The organism is Mixta mediterraneensis (assembly GCF_030283135.1).
Taxonomy (GTDB): domain Bacteria; phylum Pseudomonadota; class Gammaproteobacteria; order Enterobacterales; family Enterobacteriaceae; genus Pantoea; species Pantoea mediterraneensis.
This window is the reverse complement of sequence record NZ_JASUAZ010000028.1, coordinates 23,937-44,412: the sequence shown is the minus strand read 5'-3', so window position 1 is coordinate 44,412 and position 20,476 is coordinate 23,937. Positions and strand designations below refer to the sequence as shown.

At 53.6% G+C, this 20,476-nt stretch carries 16 protein-coding genes and 2 pseudogenes; 7 read left to right on the top strand and 11 right to left on the bottom strand.

Annotated elements, in window-relative coordinates:
• Positions 1-395: 395 nt before the first annotated feature.
• Positions 396-1,442 carry a LacI family DNA-binding transcriptional regulator gene (locus QRY16_RS15390; RefSeq protein ID WP_289777229.1) on the bottom strand — a complete coding sequence of 349 codons (1,047 nt, stop codon included), beginning with the start codon at positions 1,440-1,442 and terminating at the stop codon, positions 396-398.
• Positions 1,443-1,653: 211 nt separating this feature from the next.
• Here QRY16_RS15390 and QRY16_RS15385 point away from each other — a divergent pair, with 211 nt between their 5' ends.
• Genes QRY16_RS15385 through QRY16_RS15370 form a run of 4 tightly spaced genes read left to right on the top strand, consistent with a single transcriptional unit; the run spans position 1,654 to position 5,091 of the window.
• The gene (locus QRY16_RS15385; RefSeq protein ID WP_289777228.1) at positions 1,654-2,553 is read left to right on the top strand and encodes a CoA transferase subunit A; all 900 of its coding nucleotides are present in this window, start codon (positions 1,654-1,656) and stop codon (positions 2,551-2,553) included.
• Positions 2,550-3,380 (top strand): CoA-transferase subunit beta, encoded by an 831-nt coding sequence (locus tag QRY16_RS15380; protein ID WP_289777227.1) that lies wholly within the window; start codon positions 2,550-2,552, stop codon positions 3,378-3,380. The genes QRY16_RS15385 and QRY16_RS15380 overlap by 4 nt, the downstream gene beginning before the upstream one ends.
• A complete protein-coding gene (locus QRY16_RS15375; RefSeq protein ID WP_289777226.1) occupies positions 3,377-4,273 on the top strand; it encodes a CoA transferase subunit A in 897 nt (298 codons plus the stop codon). Before QRY16_RS15380 ends, QRY16_RS15375 begins: the two co-directional genes overlap by 4 nt.
• 2 nt (positions 4,274-4,275) lie before the next feature.
• Positions 4,276-5,091 carry a CoA-transferase subunit beta gene (locus QRY16_RS15370; protein WP_289777225.1) on the top strand — a complete coding sequence of 272 codons (816 nt, stop codon included), beginning with the start codon at positions 4,276-4,278 and terminating at the stop codon, positions 5,089-5,091.
• Between the two features lie 74 nt (positions 5,092-5,165).
• Here QRY16_RS15370 and QRY16_RS15365 read toward each other — a convergent pair whose 3' ends face one another.
• The 7 genes from QRY16_RS15365 to QRY16_RS15335 all read right to left on the bottom strand — a co-directional run bounded on the left by QRY16_RS15365 (position 5,166) and on the right by QRY16_RS15335 (position 13,342).
• A complete protein-coding gene (locus QRY16_RS15365) occupies positions 5,166-6,224 on the bottom strand; it encodes a LacI family DNA-binding transcriptional regulator (protein ID WP_289777224.1) in 1,059 nt (352 codons plus the stop codon).
• A gap of 138 nt (positions 6,225-6,362) precedes the next feature.
• Complete coding sequence (locus QRY16_RS15360) at positions 6,363-7,733, bottom strand: MFS transporter (protein ID WP_289777223.1); 1,371 nt, start codon at positions 7,731-7,733, stop codon at positions 6,363-6,365.
• A 145-nt stretch (positions 7,734-7,878) separates the two neighbouring features.
• Positions 7,879-8,808, bottom strand: coding sequence for a MaoC family dehydratase (locus tag QRY16_RS15355; RefSeq protein WP_289777222.1), 930 nt, complete (start codon positions 8,806-8,808; stop codon positions 7,879-7,881).
• Entirely contained in the window at positions 8,795-9,967 is a 1,173-nt protein-coding gene (locus tag QRY16_RS15350; RefSeq protein ID WP_289777221.1) for a CaiB/BaiF CoA transferase family protein, read from the bottom strand. The genes QRY16_RS15355 and QRY16_RS15350 overlap by 14 nt, the downstream gene beginning before the upstream one ends.
• Positions 9,964-10,596, bottom strand: coding sequence for a DAK2 domain-containing protein (locus QRY16_RS15345; protein ID WP_289777220.1), 633 nt, complete (start codon positions 10,594-10,596; stop codon positions 9,964-9,966). Before QRY16_RS15345 ends, QRY16_RS15350 begins: the two co-directional genes overlap by 4 nt.
• Positions 10,593-11,597, bottom strand: coding sequence for a dihydroxyacetone kinase subunit DhaK (locus QRY16_RS15340; protein WP_289777219.1), 1,005 nt, complete (start codon positions 11,595-11,597; stop codon positions 10,593-10,595). The genes QRY16_RS15345 and QRY16_RS15340 overlap by 4 nt, the downstream gene beginning before the upstream one ends.
• 17 nt (positions 11,598-11,614) lie before the next feature.
• A complete protein-coding gene (locus tag QRY16_RS15335) occupies positions 11,615-13,342 on the bottom strand; it encodes an acetolactate synthase catalytic subunit (RefSeq protein ID WP_289777218.1) in 1,728 nt (575 codons plus the stop codon).
• A 653-nt stretch (positions 13,343-13,995) separates the two neighbouring features.
• Here QRY16_RS15335 and QRY16_RS15330 point away from each other — a divergent pair.
• The 3 genes and pseudogenes from QRY16_RS15330 to QRY16_RS15320 all read left to right on the top strand — a co-directional run.
• A pseudogene (locus QRY16_RS15330) lies at positions 13,996-14,199 on the top strand (ATP-binding cassette domain-containing protein); the annotation flags it as partial.
• A 573-nt stretch (positions 14,200-14,772) separates the two neighbouring features.
• A pseudogene (locus tag QRY16_RS15325) lies at positions 14,773-15,145 on the top strand (ATP-binding protein); the annotation flags it as partial.
• Positions 15,146-15,707: 562 nt separating this feature from the next.
• Positions 15,708-16,664 (top strand): LysR substrate-binding domain-containing protein, encoded by a 957-nt coding sequence (locus QRY16_RS15320; RefSeq protein WP_289777217.1) that lies wholly within the window; start codon positions 15,708-15,710, stop codon positions 16,662-16,664.
• 89 nt (positions 16,665-16,753) lie between these two features.
• Here the strand turns inward: QRY16_RS15320 and QRY16_RS15315 are convergent, their stop codons facing one another.
• The 3 genes from QRY16_RS15315 to QRY16_RS15305 all read right to left on the bottom strand — a co-directional run bounded on the left by QRY16_RS15315 (position 16,754) and on the right by QRY16_RS15305 (position 20,458).
• Positions 16,754-17,977 carry a porin gene (locus QRY16_RS15315; protein WP_289777216.1) on the bottom strand — a complete coding sequence of 408 codons (1,224 nt, stop codon included), beginning with the start codon at positions 17,975-17,977 and terminating at the stop codon, positions 16,754-16,756.
• A gap of 326 nt (positions 17,978-18,303) precedes the next feature.
• A complete protein-coding gene (locus tag QRY16_RS15310; RefSeq protein ID WP_289777215.1) occupies positions 18,304-19,830 on the bottom strand; it encodes an aldehyde dehydrogenase (NADP(+)) in 1,527 nt (508 codons plus the stop codon).
• Positions 19,831-19,924: 94 nt separating this feature from the next.
• Positions 19,925-20,458 (bottom strand): carboxymuconolactone decarboxylase family protein, encoded by a 534-nt coding sequence (locus QRY16_RS15305; protein ID WP_289777214.1) that lies wholly within the window; start codon positions 20,456-20,458, stop codon positions 19,925-19,927.
• Positions 20,459-20,476: the final 18 nt, after the last annotated feature.

Here is a 20,476-nt window from a genome sequence, read left to right as displayed (position 1 = left end):
TGTGTGACAGAATGGCTATCGTCGGTGACAGGCTTTCACATCAACCCGGGGTGCGGTTTGTTTTTTCCTGGGTATCCGGCAACAAATTCTTTCCGAACGGGCTTATCTGCGCACTGGTGCGCATAATCAAGATTATGTTAAATTAACGCTCCACCGCTTATCCGACACTCATATCTCTGCCCCCCGCCTGCCATACTTTTACCGTCAAGATGAAGCTGCCTGGATCCGTGCCTGGCCTGCGAGCGAAAACAAGCGCCCTGCGATATAAATGCAGGGCTTGAGGGTTTCCGGGTTTCGTTCAGCTATGTTTTAACAGCTATCAGGGACTCTTGCCTCAAGAACCCGTTGTGCAAAATGCAGTAGTAAAAAACCGCCTGGCGCTATGTTTTCTCACATCAAGCTTTCCCGCTCGTATCTCTTACCTGCAACGTCACGGGCAGGATGGTTCGGCTAATCGCCTCATGCGGATTATTAATGCGGGTTAATAGCGCTCGTGCTGCCGCCTGGCCGAGTTCACGCTTAGGTTGAGCAATAGTGGTGAGACCTTTCTCCTGCAGCCGCGCCAGCGCACTGAAATGCATGCCAAAAGCATCATCAAAGCCACAGACTGAAATATCGTCTGGCACCGCCATACCCTGTTCTATCAGACCGTTGATAACGTTGAGGGCTACGAAATCATTCGCTGCCAGTACGGCTGTGGGCTGCGGCTGGCACTGCAATAGCTGTGCTACCGCCTTTTTGCCGCTGCTGCCATGGTAATCCCCTTCGATCACATAACCGGGCTGGACAGGAAAGTTCAGGCGCTGCATCCCTGCCAGATATGCTTCTTTGCGCTCCCGCGCTGTGGATGATTGCGCCGGGCCGGTAATACAGGCGATGTGGCGATGCCCCAGACTCTGCAGATGCTCCAGCAGCAGGTTGATCGCCTGGACGTTATCGGGACCAATATAGTCACCTTTTACAGTGGATGGCATGCGATTAACAAAAACGCATGGTGGCCCATTTTTCAGTAAATTGCGCGAAGCTTCATTCAGAGTCTGCGACACTAAGATCAACCCATCTATATGGCGATCCAGCAGCGAACGAATTAACGTCTGCTGGCGCTGGCTGTTCTCATCGGTATTGCAGAGAAACAGCGTATAGCCAGCTGCACTTACGACTTCATCGATCCCTTTCACTATGGCCGGAAACAGGGGGTTAGTAATATCTGCCACCAGTACGCCAAGCGTCATGGAGCGCTGAGTACGTAGCGCTCGGGCGAGAGTAGAAACGCGATACCCCAGTTTCTCAGCGGTATCGAGGATGAGCTGTTTTTTATCCGGGCTGACGTAGCCTTTCCCCGCTAGCGCACGACTAACGGTTGAGCGGGACATGCCCGATTCACGGACAATATCTGCCAGCGTTGCGCGGCTGCCAGTGGATTGCATCACTCTTTTTTTCATGTCATCCCCTTTTAACAGACCCTGTGGTTATACATGATTGCGTTGAAAAATTAAACTGGGATCGATCTCACATTCAGCGTTTTTAAAGTTTGTTAGTTTAAAAAGCAGACAGGCGTTTGATAATCGGTTTTGCGCTGGATACACCAGCGTTTCTTTTGCTCCTCGTGTGGGATCGTTACCATATTAAATTCATTTAAAATCAGAAGGTAACATGAAAAGAACGGTAAAATTAACCAGCCTTAAGGAAGCGGTCAGCACCGTCAGAGATGGCGAACGCATTGCGCTGGGTGGCTTTGCTATCTACCAGCGGCCCATGGCTCTGACGGCTGAGCTGGTACGTCAGAAGAAGCGACAGTTGACGCTGATCGGTATCTTAAATGGTATTGAGGCCGATCTACTGACTGGCGCCGGCGTCCTGCACTGTATTGAAACATCCTATGTGGGGCTGGAGCGCTTTGGTCTGGCACGTAATTTTCGTCGCGCCGCTGAAAGTGGCGTCCTGAAAACGGTAGATTATCCGGAATTGATCGCATGGGATCGGTTTCGTGCGTCGCAGGAGGGCCTTCCCTTCTGGCCTTGCACCTTTCTTGGCGGCAGCGGAGTCGCTGCAAACAATCCGGACATTGTCCCTTTCGCCTGCCCGGTTACCGCCAGACAGATGTGGGCTGTGCCGCCCGCCAACCCGGATGTAGTGCTGTTGCATGCGCCGCTGGGTGACGAATATGGCAATGTCGCCTTTCATAGCCGCAAGATGCTGCCGCAGAGCGCTGATATTACGCTATCGCGCTGCTGTGACAGGGTCATTGTCAGCGTTGAGAAAATTGTCAGCCCGCAACAGCTTAGCCGCCAGCCGCATCTGGTAGAGATCCCCGCTTTCCGCACCACGCATATCGTAGAAGCCCCTTTTGGCGCGCATCCTACCTCAGTGCCTGGGATCTACGACTGTGACGAAAGGGCTTTTTGGGATTACGTCACCGCCAGTGCTACGCCGCAGCGTTTTGCACAATGGCTGCAACAGCATATTACTGGCGTTGCCGATCATCAGGCTTATCTCGACCAGTCTGGCAATCGCCGTCTTCTGGCGTTACGTAATATGGCGATCCCGCAATGAGCCATCCTGCCTGTACTCGCGAAGAACTTATCGCCATCCTCCTGGCAAAACAGATGCGTAATGGTGAGGTCGGTTTTACGGGTCTTGCCACTGGCCGTGCCGCCGCGCTTTATATCACCGGTATCCCGCTGGCGGCGATGGCATTTGCGCAGCAGACTCATGCGCCCGATCTCACTATTTTGCTGGCGGGATGGTGTATTAATCCCGATCTCAGCCAGCTACAGGCGCTGCCCTCAGCAGAATTTGATAATGCATTACAAAACTTGCCCTGCGAGGCGCAGATGCAGGCCTATCCCGGCCACTATGCGGTACGGCGCGGAGATGTCGATTTTGGTTTTGGTTCCGGCGTACAGGTAGATGCTGAAGGCAATATTAACAGTACCTGTATCGGTGATTACCAGCGGCCACGCGTACGTCTGGTCGGGTCAATTTTATTGCCCGAACATATGACCTGTTTTGGTCGCGAATATCTGATGATGCCCAGCCATGAGACTCGCACCTTTGTCGAAAAGGTTGATTATGTTTCTGGTGTCGGCTGGCCTGGCGGCCAGTCAGGGCGTGATGCGCTTGGGCTGCACCACGGCGGCCCGCAGTGGATTATCACCCCGAAGGCGATACTTCATTTTGATCGTCAGCATGGCCGGGCACAGCTGCACAGTATTCATCCCGGTGTATCGCCTGATGAGGTGCGCGTCAGTACCGGTTTCAGCATACACACCGCCGATGTGCCGACCACGCCCTGGCCTACCGCCGAAGAACTCTCTCTGTTACGCCAGGTGGTGAACCCGCATGGCGCCCTGATCCCCCATCCTAATGAGGCACAATGATGAAAAGTAAACTCACTACTCTTCGTGAGGCTGTGGCACGTATTCCCGATGGTGCCAGCATTACGCTGGGCGGTTCGCTGCTGCGCCGCCAGCCGATGGCGCTGGTACATGAGCTGGTACGCCAGCGTAAGCGCGATCTTACCCTGCTGACCTGGGCCACTACCCTGGCGACAGATATGCTGGCGGCCAGTGAGGCGATCCAGCGCTGGGAGGGGATTTATGCGGGTTTCTTCCGCCACGGCCTGGCACCAAACTTCCGCCGTGCAGTGCAAAGCGGGCAAATTGCTACCCATGATTATTCAGAATCTGCTTTCGTCGCCCGTTTTCGCGCCGCGGCAATGGGGTTGCCGTTTTTGCCGTCCAAAGCGCTGCTCGGCACCGGTATGGTAGATAAAAGCCCTGAAGAGATTAAACCGCTGAACTGCCCGTTCAGTGGTCAACCGATGCTGGCACTGAAAGCAGCTGACACCGATTTCACTTTGCTGCACGGCTATGCAGCCGATGAATATGGCAATGTTCAGTGGCCGGTGGTTCGCGATAGCGATGATATTGATCAGATGATGGCATCGGCGTCGAAACGGCTGATTGTCACTGTTGAGAAGATTATTCCACATCAGCAGGTATGCCAGCGACCGGCGCTTACCTATATCCCGCACACGCTGGTAGAGGCCCTGATTGAAGTCCCTTATGGCGCTCATCCCACCGCCACCGACGGCTTTTACAATGAAGATGAAGCGGCGTTAAAAGGCTGGCTGGCCGCTTCAGCTACGCCAGAAGGGGCGAGAAAATGGCTGGAGGAGTACGTATTTAGCTGCCCGGAACGCAGCCAGTATGTGGAAAAAGTTGGGTCGTTTAGCGCCCTGAAAGCCTTTGACGTTGCGCGGGAGTTTTAAGTATGACGCAGAAGAATTATACCACCGAAGAGTTGATGATTTGCGCCATCGCGCACGAATTGCAGGATGATGAATTGGGCTTTGTGGGGCTTGGCACTGCCGCCCGCGCGTTTACTCTCGCCGTAGGCATTCCTATCGCGGCGGCCCGTCTGGCACAGCTGCTTCACGCGCCTGGCTTTTCTATTTACTGGGGCAACTTGCTTACGCCAGCGTTAGACCGTATCCCGGAAGCGCTGTTGCAGGATGCCTATACGCACTGGCCGGCTGCGGCATCGCCACAGGATGTAGGCTATAAGATCGATATGGTAACGCGTGGCCGTTTCGATGTCTCTTTTGAATCCGCACCGCAGGTAGACCAGTACGGCAATCTGAACATTACAGAAATTGGCGGCAGCCAGCCGCCCAAAACCCGGCTGGTGGGTTGTCTGGCGCAGACCGAACATCTGGCCTTTATTAAGCGACCGATTATTGTCACCGATCTCACACCACGCGCTTTTGTGCCGAAAGTGGATTTTATTACCAGCGTGGGTTATCTCGACGGCGGCGATAGCCGCGCAAAACTGGGTCTACCAGGCCCCGGACCGGCACTGTGCGTAACGGATAAGGCGATTTTCGATTTCCATCCTGAATCAAAACGTATGCGGCTGCGTTCAGTGCATCCAGGTGAAACGCTGGAAAGCGTGATCGGTGCAATGAGTTTTGAACCGATCGTCGAAGGCGTTCCACCGCAGACCGTTGAGCCTGGTGCGCAAGAACTACAGTTGATTCGCGAGAAGATCGATCCTTTCGGCACGCTTTATCAGTTAAAAACTTTCTGAGTGCACGGGCGCGTCAGGTTTTTTTGGTGCGCCCGTTGTGATATGCAGTGGCAAGCCGCGCTGCCGGAAACGCCTTACTCCTTGCCAGGGCGTCCGGTAGAACCCCGTACAATCAGCTTCATCGGAAAGATTTTCTGTTTTGGCTTAGGCAGGCTTTTCTGACGGATAATTTTCATTACCAGCGAGGTAGCAGCCGCGCCCATCTCGCGACGCGGCAGGGCAATGGTCGTGAGATTGATCGGCGAAAAAGATGCCATTTCGATGTCATCCAGCCCAATCAGCGAGAGATCCTGGGGGATGCGCAAACCCGCTTCATGCGCTGCGTTCATCACACCGATGGCGCTCATATCGTTTGCGGCCAGGATAGCCGTTGGGCGCGGATCCAGAGCAAAAAACTGCTTCGCTGCGGTATAACCGCCGCTGACATGGTAATCGCCCTGCGCCACATAATCTGCCTGCAACGGCAACTGATAAGCATGCAACCTATTCAGATACGCTTCATAGCGTTCATCAGCAGTAGATGAGTCGCGCGGCCCACGGATTAACGCAATACGCTGATGTCCCAGCCCAACCAGATGTTTCACCGCTGCGCCAATACCTTCCTCATTATTGGCACCGACATAATTATCGTCATGATGCAGCGAACGGCGCTGGATCATGACATAGGGCGTATCACCATTTTCCAGCAGCGCTCGTATCTCCGGCTGCTCGCAGTGCTGGGAGAGCATCACCAGGCCGTCAACGCGGCGATCCAGTAACACCCGCATCTGCGCCAGCTGCTTTTCCAGCTGCCCGTCGGTATTGCATACCAGCAGGCTGCATTGCTCCCGATCGGCAACATCTTCGATGCCGCGCAGAAAATCGGGCGACGAGGGATTGGCAATATCTGCCAGCAGCACGCCTAACGTAAAGGTGCGTTGCATTCGCAAGGAACGGGCCACCACGGAAACGCGGTAGCCGAGCTTGTCCGCCGCTGCCTGTACCCGCTCGCGAGTGGTTTCCCTCACGATAGTTTTGTTACTCAGCGCATTGGAGACCGTTGAAACCGCCACGCCCGCTTCACGTGCCACGTCAAAGATAGAAACTTTGCCACTGGCAGAATGGGTTTTGCTTTGCAGAGGTTTTCTGGTCATTCGGCAACTTCCTGACTTTCGTAAAAACATAAAAGAATGAGGCGATTATTACATAAACGTCAAAAGTGAAAAAAACGTTTTTACCGCGCGAGTGGCCTACCTCAGACCAGAGAGGCACGAAGCCTCTCTGGCTCGGTATTAACGGCTTTTTATCAGTAAGCTGTCGCTGCGCGTTTTTTCTGTTGCTTCAAAATCTTTCTCGTCGTGCAGATCGCGGTGCATGGTCTCGCCCGTTCCCAGTGCGCAGAAGCCCGTGATAACGCCAGAAACAATAACCATCCAGGCAATTGGCCAGAAACCGCCGCCTGCCCAGGCAACCAGAGCCGTGGCAACCATCGGTGTAAAGCCACCAAATACTCCCGCCAGTTGCGAACCCACCGAAACCCCGGTGTAGCGCACCTCAGTTGTGAACATCTCCGACAGATAGCAGGGTTCGATACTGTACATTGAGCCGATAACAAAGCTGTAGCCGAGAAACAGCGCCAGATACACGCCCCAGACGGTGCCGCTATCCACCAGCCAGTAAAACGGATAGGCCAGCAGACAGGAGCCAAACGAGCCGATTAGAAACACCGCACGGCGGCCAATTTTGTCAGACAATATGCCCCACAGCGGGAAGGCAATTAACCCGGTAGCGGCGGCTATCATCACGCCGGTCAGCACAGTGCTGCTCGGCATATTGAACTTCGAGGTCGTGTATTGCAGCACATAACTGATTATCAGGTAACCCACCACGCTTTCGCTGATACGCAGGCCAGCCGCAAGGAAAATCTGGCGGGGGAATTTTTTGAATACCTGAACAATCGGCAGGCTACTTTTTTCGCGCTCCTTCAGCATTTTTTTAAACATCGGCGGCTCTTCGATCTTCATACGAATAAAGATACCGATCAGCATCAGGATAATGCTGGCAAGGAAAGGCACGCGCCAGCCCCAGTCAAGGAAAGTCTCTTTCGGCAGCATAGATGCCAGCGCAAAGGAACCCGTGGCGCAGAGCACACCCAGCACGTTACCCAGCTGCACAAAGGTGCCATAGAAACCGCGCTTTTGCTTCGGAGCATACTCAATCATCATTGTCGTGGCGCCGCCCCACTCCCCGCCGACGGCCAGCCCCTGAATCAGACGAACGATCACCAGCAGAACAGGTGCCGCAAGGCCAATGGTTTCATAAGTGGGTAGCAGACCGATAATGACAGTGGCGATCCCCATAATACTGACGGAGGCGATCAGCATTGCTTTACGCCCTACGGTATCGCCATAGTGTCCAAAGATCACCGCGCCGATGGGACGCGTAATAAAGGCTACGCCGAGGGTGGCAAAAGAGACAATGGTAGCGACAGTCGGCGACAGTTCGGTAAAAAACAGATGCGGGAAGACCAGCGCCGCCGCCGCACCATAGATAAAGTAATCATAAAACTCAATGAATGTTCCTATCAGGCTGGCGAAAGCCACCCGGCTCAATTTTTTCTTATCGACGTTGTCACTGGCCGCCTGGTTGTTAACTCTGTTCATATCATTTCCCCTGGCAGTTGGCTTGTAGGGTTTAGGTACCTTTGGGGTGAGCGAAAGCCCGCACGCCCTTGGGTGCGTTGTTTTGTATCGAGGTAAAAAGACCTGTTACAGCCGGAAGCAGGCCTGGGTAAAAAAGAGGTGCATCTTAACGTTGTATTCTGCTGCTGGCCCAGCCGACAGCGGTACGTTCACCGTGTTGGTTCTCCGCCCAGACATGCAACTTCACCACATCGTCCTGCATCTCATCGACTACCGCTTTACAGGTGATGGTGTCGCCACGGTAAACCGGTCTGATATAGGCCATTTTTATCCAGCCGGACGTGTGCCAGGCGGGGCCCGCAAAACGTGCCAGCATTTCGGCAATCCAACAGGTTTCCATCATTCCCTGCGCCAGGGTGTCACGGAATCCCGCTTTTAACGCCACTTCAATGTCGGTGTGGATGTTGTACCACTGCGTATTACCGCCCGAAAACACCGTCATCTGCCCCTGCTCGGGCCGCTTCTGTAGCGGCTGCACAGGCGTACCGGGCGCCATATTCCGCCGGGCATGCGTTAGCGGCGTGATATTTTCAGGCCACACTGGGTCGATGTGGTCCGCCTGTAACGTTTTCGCCGCATTGCCGGTGCCAAGCTGAATATTGTCAGGAATACGCATGATCTCAGTGCTGATCTGGCGTACATAGGGTGTATCGCTGTCGGCGTCGCGCGCTTCGGTATCAAAAACCGTATAACCTTTGCCACGTTTCATATATTTATCGGTGTACCTGCCGGTATAGCTGAGCCGGGCATTAAGTGGTACAGGATTAAGAAACCAGATCTCCTCCTTCTGATGCAGCCCGACGGTGCGGCTGGGATCGTAAACGCTACAGAACAGCGCCACCAGATCACGTCCCAGCATCGGTGCAGGCACCCAGCGTGCATCCGCGCCGGTATATTCCGGGCTGTAATCATCAAGCGCAAAACAGGCGCGGCGGCGGTACGCTTCATCCGCATCAATTCGCAGCGGACCGATTAACTCATCGACCCGTACATTTTCATAAGTGGGTTCGCGCAGTTCAGGATTAATACGAGCCATGCTGTTCTCCTCTCTTAATGCCCCATTCGCTCAGGACTTCATCGGTGTGCGCACCCAGTACCGGCGGTGCCCGACGAATGGATCCTGGTGTATCGGAGAGTGACACTGTCACGCCATGAGTGGTATAAGTGCCGGCGGTGGGATGATCTATATCCACCAGCTGGTTACGCGCTTTGAGTTGCGGGTTCTTTAAGACTTCATCAATGGTGGCGACCGCCGAACAGGGAACGCCCGCGTGATCCATTAACATCACCACGTCATCGGCGGGAAAAGAACGTACCCAGTCAGCCACCACCGCGTCGATGGCAACATTGTTTGCCAGACGAGCGTGATAATTATTGAAGCGGGCATCTTCCATCAAATCCTGACGTCCCATCGCGTCAATCAGGCGTGAAAATAGCGCGTCAGTGCCTGCAGACAGGTAGACCCAGCGCTGATCGGCCGTCTGATAGCTGTTAACTGGCGCCGAAAAACGGTCGAGATTGCCGACGCGGCTCATGGTGCGCCCCAGCTGTGCCTGCTCAGGAATGGCGGAGATAAGCATACTGACGGCGCTCTCCAGCAGCGATGCTTCCACCAGCTGACCACGCCCGGTGGCATGGCGCACGTTCAGCGCCGCCAGCGTGCCAATAGTGGCGTAAAGCGCCGAAGCGTAGTCAACCATAAACGTTCCCGCCATGGTTGGCGGCCCATCCTGCTGACCAGAGATACTCATAATGCCGCTCATCGCCTGAGCAATAGCATCGAAACAGGGACGCTGCGCAAGTGGACCATTCTGACCAAAGCCGGAAATCCGCACCATAATCAGCCGGGGGTTAAGCTGATGAAGCGTCTCCCAGCCGCAGCCCATTTTCTCCATCGTGCCGGGGCGGAAGTTTTCGATCAGCACATCAGCCTTGCTGATCAGCTGACGCAACTGCGCCTGCCCCTCTGCGGAACGGAAGTCCAGCTCAAGGCTACGCTTGTTGCGATTGAACGAAAGAAAGTAGAGGCTTTGATCGTTCAACTGTGGTTTGTTCTGACGGGTATCTTCACCCTTGCCTTTGCGCTCTACTTTCACCACATCAGCGCCCATATCAGCAAGCTGCATAGCGCACATTGGCCCGGCAATAAAACGTGATAAGTCGAGAACTTTTAATCCTTCCAGCGATCCTGTCATCCGGATACCTCCTGTGAATGCGTGGTGCGGCCGGTAGCGGCATCGACCAAATGGGCGAACGCCACCATGCCGGGATCGTCCAGGCCAACGGAGCGTTCAGCGAACATACGCGCGCGACCTATTTTGTTGGGTTTCTGACGCCAGGTTTCCAGCGCTGCGGCCACCGCCTGCGGAGCTACGCTGGGCCAGTTTTCCAGCGGCTGCGTTTTCAGCGTCCGGGTTAAGGCATCAATAGCATCAAGTACCGTTTTATCGCCCAGGCTGGCCCCTCCCCGCGCCATCAGCGCTGCCAGCACGGCTTCCAGAATTGATGGAATAGTCTGGAGATCGAGGGTTTTCATTTCCGAATTCTGCTTTGCTGCTGTCAGCAGAGCGACGCCCAGCAAAGTACCGAAGCTGGAGCCGGAAGCGCGCGCACAAGCCATGGAGGCAGCCTGAAATACGGCAGGAATATCCTGCGGCGTAGGGGCTAGCGCGGCCTCGGTCAGGCGCGCGCACTTCTCCAGGGTAGCGCCAAGATCGCCATCGCCAAGCTGACCGTCCAGCCTGTTTAATTCCTCTGCTGCTTCTTTTGCCCGGCTGCAGCAACGCAGCAGCACGGCGCACAATTGTTCTGCGTTCAGGCTCATGACACATTACTCCACCAGGGGGAAATCACAGGAGCGTTCAGTAACGCCTCCAGCTCATCATCCAGTTTCAGCAGGGTCAGCGAGGCGCCCGTCATTTCCATTGATGTGGCATAACGGCCAATTTGCGGCGGGCTAAGGCTGATTTCACGATCGTGCAATCCGACCCGCACCTGGCGCCAGAGAATAAACAGCTCCTCCAGCGGCGTGGCCCCCAGCGAGTTCAGCATCACCGCGACGCGATCGCCGGCCTGGATACCACTGTCTTGCAGCAGCGTTTTTAGCATCTCGTCGGCAAGCGTATCTGCCGCCAGCAACGGGCCGCGACGAATGCCTGGCTCGCCGTGGATCCCCATGCCGATCTCCATTTCGTCATCAGCCAGGGTAAAGGTAGGTTTTCCTGCTTCTGGCACGGTACAGGGCGAAAGCGCCACACCGATAGTGACGGTGTTATCCAGGACGCGTTGTGCAATTTCCGCCACCTCATCCAGGGTGGCATCGGGCTGTTCCGCTTTTGCACCTGCAATTTTGTAGGCATAAATCAGCCCCGCTACGCCACGCCGTTTCTGGCGCTCATCGCGCCCGGCAGACCCCACGTCATCACAGGCCAGCACGGTACGGGTTTCAATCCCTTCCGCTGCCAGCATTTCGCTCGCCATGGCGAAATTCATTTTGTCGCCGCCGTAGTTACCAAAAAGCAGCAGGACGCCTTTTCCGGTATTGGCCGCACGTATCGCGTCCATACAGTCCATAACCGCAGGCCCGGCAAATACGTTGCCAACAGCACAGGCATCCAGCAAACCCGGCCCCACGTAACCGGCAAAAGTTGGCAGATGTCCACTGCCTCCGCCGGAAACGATTCCGGGTTTATTCGTCGCTGGCGTGGCACGGGTAATGACCCGACCCGCTTCACCCGACTGCGCATAAAGGTGAGGGAACGCCAGACACATTCCTTCCAGCGCTTCATCGGCGTAGTTTTCCGGGCTGTTAAGAATTTTTTTCATCGTGCTCTCCCGGCGGTTTAGTAATTGAGACCATCTTTGTTATCAAACAGAGTGACCGGCGGATAAGCGCGTTCATCGGTCACCACATCAATAACGGTTGTGGTGTTGGCGGCAAAAGCGGCTTGCAGCGCTGGCAGGAAATCTGCGGCCTTGTCTATGCGTACCCCTTCACACCCACAGGCTCGCGCCACTGCGGCATGATCGACCGCAGCAAAATCGCAGGCATCGGAGTAGCCGCCAAACAGCGCTTTCTCCGCATGTTTTTCATAACCAAGGATTTGATTGTTGAGCACCACCAGCACCACGTTGATCCCCATACGGCGCGCGGTTTCCAGCTCAGACCAGACATGAGCAAAACCCCCGTCCCCTACCAGAGCAAATACCGGCGCTTCCGGGCACGCGACTTTGGCGCCCAGCGCATAGGGGAAGCCCCAGCCAAGCCCTGCCAGACCGCGTGGCGTCACGAAACGGCTACCGACTGCCCGTGAGGTCAGAAAATTGGCTACCCAGATGGAGGAGTAACTGGCATCCGCTACGACGATAGTTTCTGGCGTCAGTATGCTATCGAGATCGCGCATCAGACGTTCCGGGCGCAGGGGCGATGCATCCAGATTCAATGTGTTATTGATTTCCGCCTGCCAGCGTTCATGACCGGCCGCGATACGTTTGCTGAGTTCAGCACGTTGCTGAATACGTTTGCTGAGATCGTGTTTTTGCAGGGCTGAAGTCAGCGCCTCCAGCGTCAGACGGGCATCGCCGATCAGACGTAAGGCATCGTAATTACGCCCCACTTCCTGCCCGTCAATATCCAGATGGATGTAGCGGGCGTTCTCCGGATAGAGCGTCCAGCTGTCGGTGCCATTCTGGTTGGTTCGATTCCCGATCATCAGAATTACATCCGCTTCTGTTACCAGCTCACGCAGATGGCGGGTGCGACCGCGTTCACCCATAAAGTAGCCAACCACCCCGACTGAAAGCGGATGCGTTTCATCAACGCTGCCTTTACCCATTGCCGTCGTTGCAATCGCCAGACTGGCGCTCTCCTGTAAATCTGCCAGCGCGGCAGAAGCATCAGAGAGATGAATACCGCCGCCAGCGATCACCAGTGGCGCGCGGGCAGCGGCCAACAGTTTTGCCGCTTCGTTGACAGCGTCAGGGGCCGCAACGCTGCGATCCAACGGAAAGTAACCAGTCGAGGTAGTATGTTTGCGTGAAGTCTCGGTGGCCTGTTCATTAAACAGATCGATAGGAATAATTAACACCGCTGGCCCTGGTCGCCCTGAAGTCGCTGCGGTAAAGGCCATATCAACGTAATCTTCAAGCCGGTCGATTTCACTGACGCGTTTAGTCCATTTAGCAACGCCCTTAAAGAGCTCCAGATGGTCAAGCTCCTGGAAGGCGTTTTTATCGGCCATCTTGCGATGTACATCCTGAACAATGGCGACTACTGGCACCGAGGCTTTGAAACACTCCGCCAGTCCTGCGACCAGCAGCGTTGCTGCCGGACCATTTTGCGCAGTAACCACTCCGGGTTTATGAGAAAGACGGGCATAAGCGTCGGCCATATAGCTGCCCGCATTTTCGGCGCGATACCCCACCTGGCGAATATCATATTGTGGGGTGACCAGAAAAAGGGCGGCTGGAATGCTCTGCCCGAAAATGACCTCAACCCCGTGACGTTTCAGGGCAGCAGCGACGATATGCGCTCCGGTTTTACCCTGTTGTTCGCTTTGTTCAGCGCTCATGATGACTCCCGTATGTTTTAAAGGCGTATTTTTTGCCTGCTGTTCCGGCCGGGTACAACAGTTTGTTAACTGGTGATTAACTTATAATCAGACTTGCATAAAAACGTTTTTAATAAAAACGTTTTTATTGGGTTTTGTGGGGCAGGATCACGGAATAAAAAAGACGCGCTGCGGGAAATCAAGGACAACTTTTTGAATAACTGAGGTTATTTTTTATCAGCGTTAACGCATTGATTTAGAGAAATTTGTGAAGCGCTTCACGTAAAGTACGAACTTAACGTAGAAACAGAAGCGTCAGAAGGCATTCGCTGCGTTGGTGACATTGGGCATCACGGTGCGGGAGTGAGGGGCGTTTTGACACATTCTGTAAAGAAGCAGGTGCCAGACTTTGAATATTCGGTAATTCATCGTGCAGCCAGGGATATTTTCATGCTTCGCGTGTGTGACACGCCGAGGGTTTATCGGAGGGTATCGATGCCCGGTGGTGCATTTAACCGGTGCGTAATTGCATGATCTGATTCCCCTTTCGCAATTCGCTTGATCTGGATTATGAATACTTACAGCTTCTGGCGGACTGGCTGCTACAGTTTTACAAATGATAATGGGAAAGTTGTCAGTATGGCTGCGAGTAGACATTGCTGTATCCCATCAAGGCCCGGTTACAGCTTGAACGAGTAGGCCTGGTTAAACATCTCTCCCATCGTCCTCCTGACTTGTCAGGTGGCCAACGACAGCGTGTGGCTATAGCCCGCGCTCTAATTGGTGAACCGGTATTGTTACTGACAGATGAGCCGACCGGAAATCTTGATTATGACACCGCACATGATATCGTGACTTTGCTGCTGTCTCTAAATAAAACAGCCGACTTTAACCCATCGAGAGAATGAACTTGCCAAAATAAACTTAAATATCAAAAAATAAAAATTTTATGCTTACGAGACTCGCTTAGCTGCTGGAATACCTGCATAGGTGATTGACAGCCCTAACAGGTATGGATTTCAGCACGTTTTACAGACATGAAAACCTCTCAGATATAAGTTATAAGAAAAAATAAAAAACCGTTCGTGCCACGGCTTACAGAATATGACTGATTCCGTATCACGCATTATTTTAAAATATAAATACGCACTTTCTTTGTTCCTTTAGTTTTTTAACGTATGTTCCGGTGTTTTTATTTATCTGTAAGGACTTCTTTGCTACGAAAATCTGCCCCCTAAAAAGGAGAATACTTTTAGCAGATAGGGCTGAACGGTTGATTAAGAGCATAGAAACAACGAATTTTATTCATATAGAAGGCTGCATCATGAGATCGAGGTTCGCTGGACTAGAGGGCGAACAGTGACTGTTGGCTGATTTAGTGTGAAGCAAAAGAGATTGTCCAGATACCATATGAGTAATGTTCAGGTCACTCTGATGTCCTTGTCGAAAGTTTCACAACGGCGGCGGATCTATTGCTTCAGCTGTCCACAGCGCAACGCCAAGGCCGCTATAAAACAACGCTTTACCGTGGCGTAATGACGCCGGAGCTGCTCATCATCGATGAAACAGGCTATCTGCCGTTCAGTCAGGAAGAGGCAAAGCTGTTCTTCCAGGTCATCGCCAAACGTTACGAAAAGAGCGCGATGCTCCTGGCATCTAACCTGCCTTTCGGGCAGTGGGACCAGATCTTCGCAGGAGATGCAGCCCTGACATCAGCGATGCTGGATCGTAACTTACATCACCGTTGTGCAGATAAAAGGAGAGAGCTATCGACTGAAACAGAAACGAAAGACCGGAATTATCGCTGAAGCTAATCCTGAGTAAAACGGTGGATCAATATTAGACTGTCGGTAGAGAGGTAAGTGGATCACTTTTTACCCGTCGTTGACAGCAGAGCAAAGCTGCATCTCTGAATATTGCTTCGTTGTAGTAAAAGTTCCTGCCGGTTATCGCCTGATAAAATTTGACGCAGGAAGGTTCAGCCGGGGGCTGTAATGACACACAGAATAGCGCCGGTTTCGTCATATTGCTTAGCCAGGCGTTAACTATTTACTCAAGGACGATGCAGTTTTTCTCAATGGATACCGCGATAATAGACGGGCAATATTTTACAGCGTCTTCTCAGCGCTTTTATACAGGCGGTAGCATCACCATACGAGCACGGATAATTGCGCGAGTCACCGCCCCGTATTTCGACTTGCCACTGAAATGGGATCATGAAAATAACAAGTCATAAAATATAAGTAAGCCAGTCAAACAACGCCTCTGATACACCCAACCCTCAACACTTTCCTGTACCTGTGATGAGTTTCATCATATACATCCGTTGGACTAAACGGTGCGGTTAAAGAGAGCAAGTGGATAAAAAGCGCCAAAGGTACACTCTATGAATAATCTCGACTGGTATTTGCAAATCAACCTGAAGGCCCGTCACCTGCGCCTGCTCGTGGCGATCGATACTTATCGTAACCTGACTCAGGTGGCTGAGATCACGCATGTGACTGTGCCAGCCGTATCGAAATCACTGGCCGAGCTTGAGCGGGGGCTGGGGCTCACTCTGTTCTCTCGCACAACCTATGGGCTGATGCCTACGCAATGTGGCGAGTGTCTTATTCGACATGCACGCGCCATGCTGGCAATTCTCTATCAGGCTCGCGATGAGCTGAAGGCCCTGAGTTCTGGAGCCGAAGGCAAGGTCCGTATCGGTATGTTGGCCGCCTCTGCTTCGGTACTTCTGCCGCAGGCGCTGAACTTCCTTAAGCAAAAATCGCCTGGCACGAATGTGACGGTAATTGAAGGCACAACGGAATCCTTGTTGCCTGAACTCTGGCAGGGCCATCTTGATTTGGTTGTTGGCCGCTTACCAATTTTGGATACACATGGCAGTTTTGAGGAAAAGGAGCTGCTTGATGAGCCGGTAGTACTGATGACGGGATGCCACCATCCGCTGGCACACAGCAAGGAGCTAACATGGTCAGATCTTGCTGCCTATCCCTGGATACTGCCGCCGCCAGGCTCAATATTACGCGATCCCCTGGAGCGGGTTCTGGAGGTGAATAATGTGCCTCTGACCAATAACTATATCGAGACGCTCTCGATCCATGTCGTCCGCGCCCACCTGCAGTATTCTGATTTCATTGCGGTAATGGCGGAATCGCTTGCCAACGGGGCCGATGAACACTTCTATAAACTTCCATTGAACCTGCCTAAATTGCTCCGTCCGGCTGGGGTACTATGGAATCGCAATCGTGGCCTGACACCCAGTGCCCAGCTTATGGTTTCATGCTTAGAAGACGCTGCTCAATTATTAACGAGCGTCAATCTTACGCCGTACCGCAGCTGATACGAATCGTTTGTCTTTGCCCCCTGTCTCTTTTCCTGATTCGGGCAGGTTTGCCCGGCATACATAAGATGCCGGGCGAAGTGGGAACACTATTCTTCAAAAGCGAAATTCTCTCCCCAGCGGAATTTTATCCCGGTGATGACAGAGAATTGTGACCCGCCTGCTGGTGGAGCAACCTTGGGCGAGGAGTTTGTCGCAGCGAAATCGAGGTCGCCGCTGTTGCTCATATGTTCTGCTGACATATACAGTTCAGTTCGTTTGGAGAGCGAGTAAACGCCGCGTAATACGATGGCTTGCGCCTTGTCAGGCGAATTGTCGTACCTGATTTGTCCCAGCATACCGTCAACGGAAATGTTTTTGGTTACTGGCACCTTAGCAGACACCCAAACCAGATTACTTTGCGGCGTATCGATACCCTGATTGTCGCGTTTCACCCAGCCTACCGCAATTTTAGCTTTATCTATCATATAGTAAGCGCCTAGCAGGAACCGGCTGTCCGTGATGTCTGGCGATGTCAACCCGCCATAGGTCGCAGCGGTCCCGCCATAAATACGCTCGTAGGCACTGGATAATCCCCAGTTTTTTGCGTCATATTTGGCCATGACGGCCCATTCCCGACATTCATTGTCATCGTCAGCTTCCCCGGCACAGTTGCTGGCAACCACGCTGGTGCCTTTTACTGCATCACGGCCAAAGCTGTAATTTCCGCCGACGGTGAACCCACCAATGGGAAGAATATAGCGAATCGAGTTATCCGAGCGAGCAGTGCCGGTATACCCTTCGTCCAGCGTGGTGATACCGTGCGATCCCGCGCCGAAGGGATTGAGTTCCTTCCATGCTAAAAACCGTACGTTATATTGGCGGCCCAGTGTCAGGCTGCCGTATTTCCCCTCAAGACCTAAATATGCCTGCCGTCCAAAAATGCGTCCTCCCTGGAGCGAAGTACCATTATCGGGTGAAAAGCCCGTTTCCAGGTTCCATATAGCCCGTAGATTCTCACTAATATATTCCTTACCGTGAATGCCTAAATAGGATGTTCCTATCCCTGAACTTAAACGCGTAATATCGCCACTCCCGCTTACATTATTAATATGCTCGACACCAAGATCTATTTGGCCGTACACGGAAATATCATGTTCTTTTGCAAGGGCCTTCAGCGTATTTTTATTAGCCGCAGTTTTTTCGGGCGCGTGTTTTAGAGGACGGTCCGCGACTTTCTCAACTTGCGGCTTCTCCACTTCCTGTTTGTGCAGGTTCACGGCTGACTGAAGTTGCTGATTTTGCGCTTTCTGAGCCTGCAGTTCCGTACCCATTTGATCGAGTCGTTTACTCAGTGCTGCAACCTGTGCAGTGAGCGCCTGAAGTTGTTTGCTTTGATCTGTATTTTGCTGAGCCCACGCAGGTGAAACATTTATAGAGGTCAATGCAGAGCAGGCCAGAAAAATATTCCTGTATTTCGTCATATTATTAACTCTATTTTTTTGTTATTAGATTTGTTAAGTAAACTGACCGAAAAGCACACGAAGTGGCGCCGTCAGGCGCCAGGAAATAGACATGGACTGCCATACCGATGTCATTACAAATTCTTCGGTAATTCGCTTTGTGGGACGTTCATGTAGACAGGGAAAACTTATTTATCTCACCGCAAGTCCTCCGGTAATAAGCTGTGTGGAAAGTCCTGATAGCAGACGGGACGTAACCAACGGCGAATAGAGAGCGTGCCTACTGAAGTGGCCCCGAAGTTGGTGGAAGCGGGATAAGGCCCCCCGTGAACCATCGCGTCACAGACTTCTACGCCAGTGGGGAAGCCATTGATCAGGACGCGCCCCGCTTTACGCTCAAGGATCGTTAGCAGGCTGAGCGCGGCCTCGGCATCGGACTCATCCATGTGAACGGTTGCCGTTAACTGACCGGTGAGAGCGCTGGCGACTTCGCACATCTCGGCAAAATTTTCCACGATAACAATCAGACCGAGCGGACCAAAGACCTCTTCGGCCAGCACGTGATTGCCCAGCCACTCTGCGGCGGTAACGCTGAAGAGATCGGATGTGGCAGATCGCAAATTGCAGGATGAGACCAGCAGCGAGCTTACCCCGGCTTCAGCGGCCATACGGTCGCGCCTTTCGCGATAGGCTGCCGCAATGTCTTCGGTAAGCATGGCCTGCGTTTGAGCCTGCCCCAATGCGGAACGGGCCGCTGCGGCAAAGTTATCTCCCTCCTTGCCACGCATAACCACGGCGATGCCAGGGTTGGTGCAGAACTGCCCCGCCCCCATGGTAAGCGAGTTGGCCCAGCCGATACCGATTTCCTCGCTGCGGGCTGCCAGCGCAGCAGGCAGAAGGAACATAGGATTTACCGAGCCGAGCTCGCCGAAAAAGGGTATCGGCTCGGGGCGCGTCGCGCAGAGGTCGAATAACGCGCGGCCACCTGCAAGTGAGCCAGTGAATCCCACGGCACGGATCAAAGGATGCTGGACGAGCGCTTCGCCTGTAGCCCGTCCTCCTGCCTGAACCAGCGAGAATACGCCCGGATGTATGCCACAGCGGGTAATGGCTGCGAGCACGGCCTGGGCGACGATCTCTGAGGTGCCAGGATGCGCGGGATGTCCCTTCACGACTACCGGGCAGCCCGCCGCCAGGGCTGAGGCGGTATCTCCGCCTGCCACAGAAAATGCGAGCGGAAAGTTGGATGCTCCGAATACCGCAACGGGACCAATGGGTCGATTCATCAACCGTAACCTGGGCTTCGCTCCTGGCTGGGGAAACGTCACGCTGGTGTCGTAGCGGCGATCAAGATAGTCACCAGCACGAATATGCGCCGCGAAAAGCTGTAGTTGCATTACCGTGCGGCCGCGCTCGCCGACCAGCCGGGCGACAGGTAAACCGGTTTCCTGGGTACCGATTTCGGTTATCGCGTCAGCCCGCGCTTCGATTTCATCCGCAATCGCTTCCAGAAAGAAAGCGCGTTCCTCTCGCGTACTGTAACCATACGACCAAAAGGCCTCTTCGGCAGCCTGACAAGCCTTGTCAATAAGATCGGGCGTACCCATTGAGAAGGCGTGTGTCGGACCGTGGACGGGCGTTGAATCGAACGTCGTGTCTGTCGCAACCTGGACACCTGCAATAAAATGCTGGCCGTGGGGAGTGAAAGTGGATTCGCCGCTCATAGGGCCTCCTGTCAGAAATGTAGGTGAGTGAGGCACGAGCCACACGGCACAAAGGTGGAATCAAAGCCTGCGTGGTCGTGCAGCAATAAGACGTTTAGCCTGTGGCCTTCGGTTTTAGTGCATGGAAGGTCATGGCGAGCGACACCGATGTGAAATACCCTATTACGATAAGTAATTCGGCGATCGCCGCGCGACCCAGAACCGCAGCGTAATGGGCAAAACGCTCGTCAGTGATATTCCCGCCCGCGAGAATGTCGCAGACCGCATCGCAAACCACGCCAAGTCGCCCTTCTCCGGCCTCGGGGCGCTGTTTTGCGAGAATGGCGTTGACCACAGATTCTGGAACACCAGCCTTTATTGCGTGGCGGTGATGGTTGGCAATGACATAGGGCGCGTTCCAGAATACGGCTGTAGAAAGAATCGCTACTTCGCTTTCCACCTCGTTCAGCACCGGTGAGCTGTCGATATGCGTGCCAATGATCTCCATTCCTTCAGCCGGTGCCGGATTGTGTAGCCAGATGTTGAACGGGGTGGGAATGCGTCCTCGGCCTTCACTTAACCGTGCGATGACCGTCTTCTGTTTGTCGGAAGCCTTGCCAGGCTCAATTTTCTGTAATCGGGTGTTCATCTTTTTCTCCTGCTACAA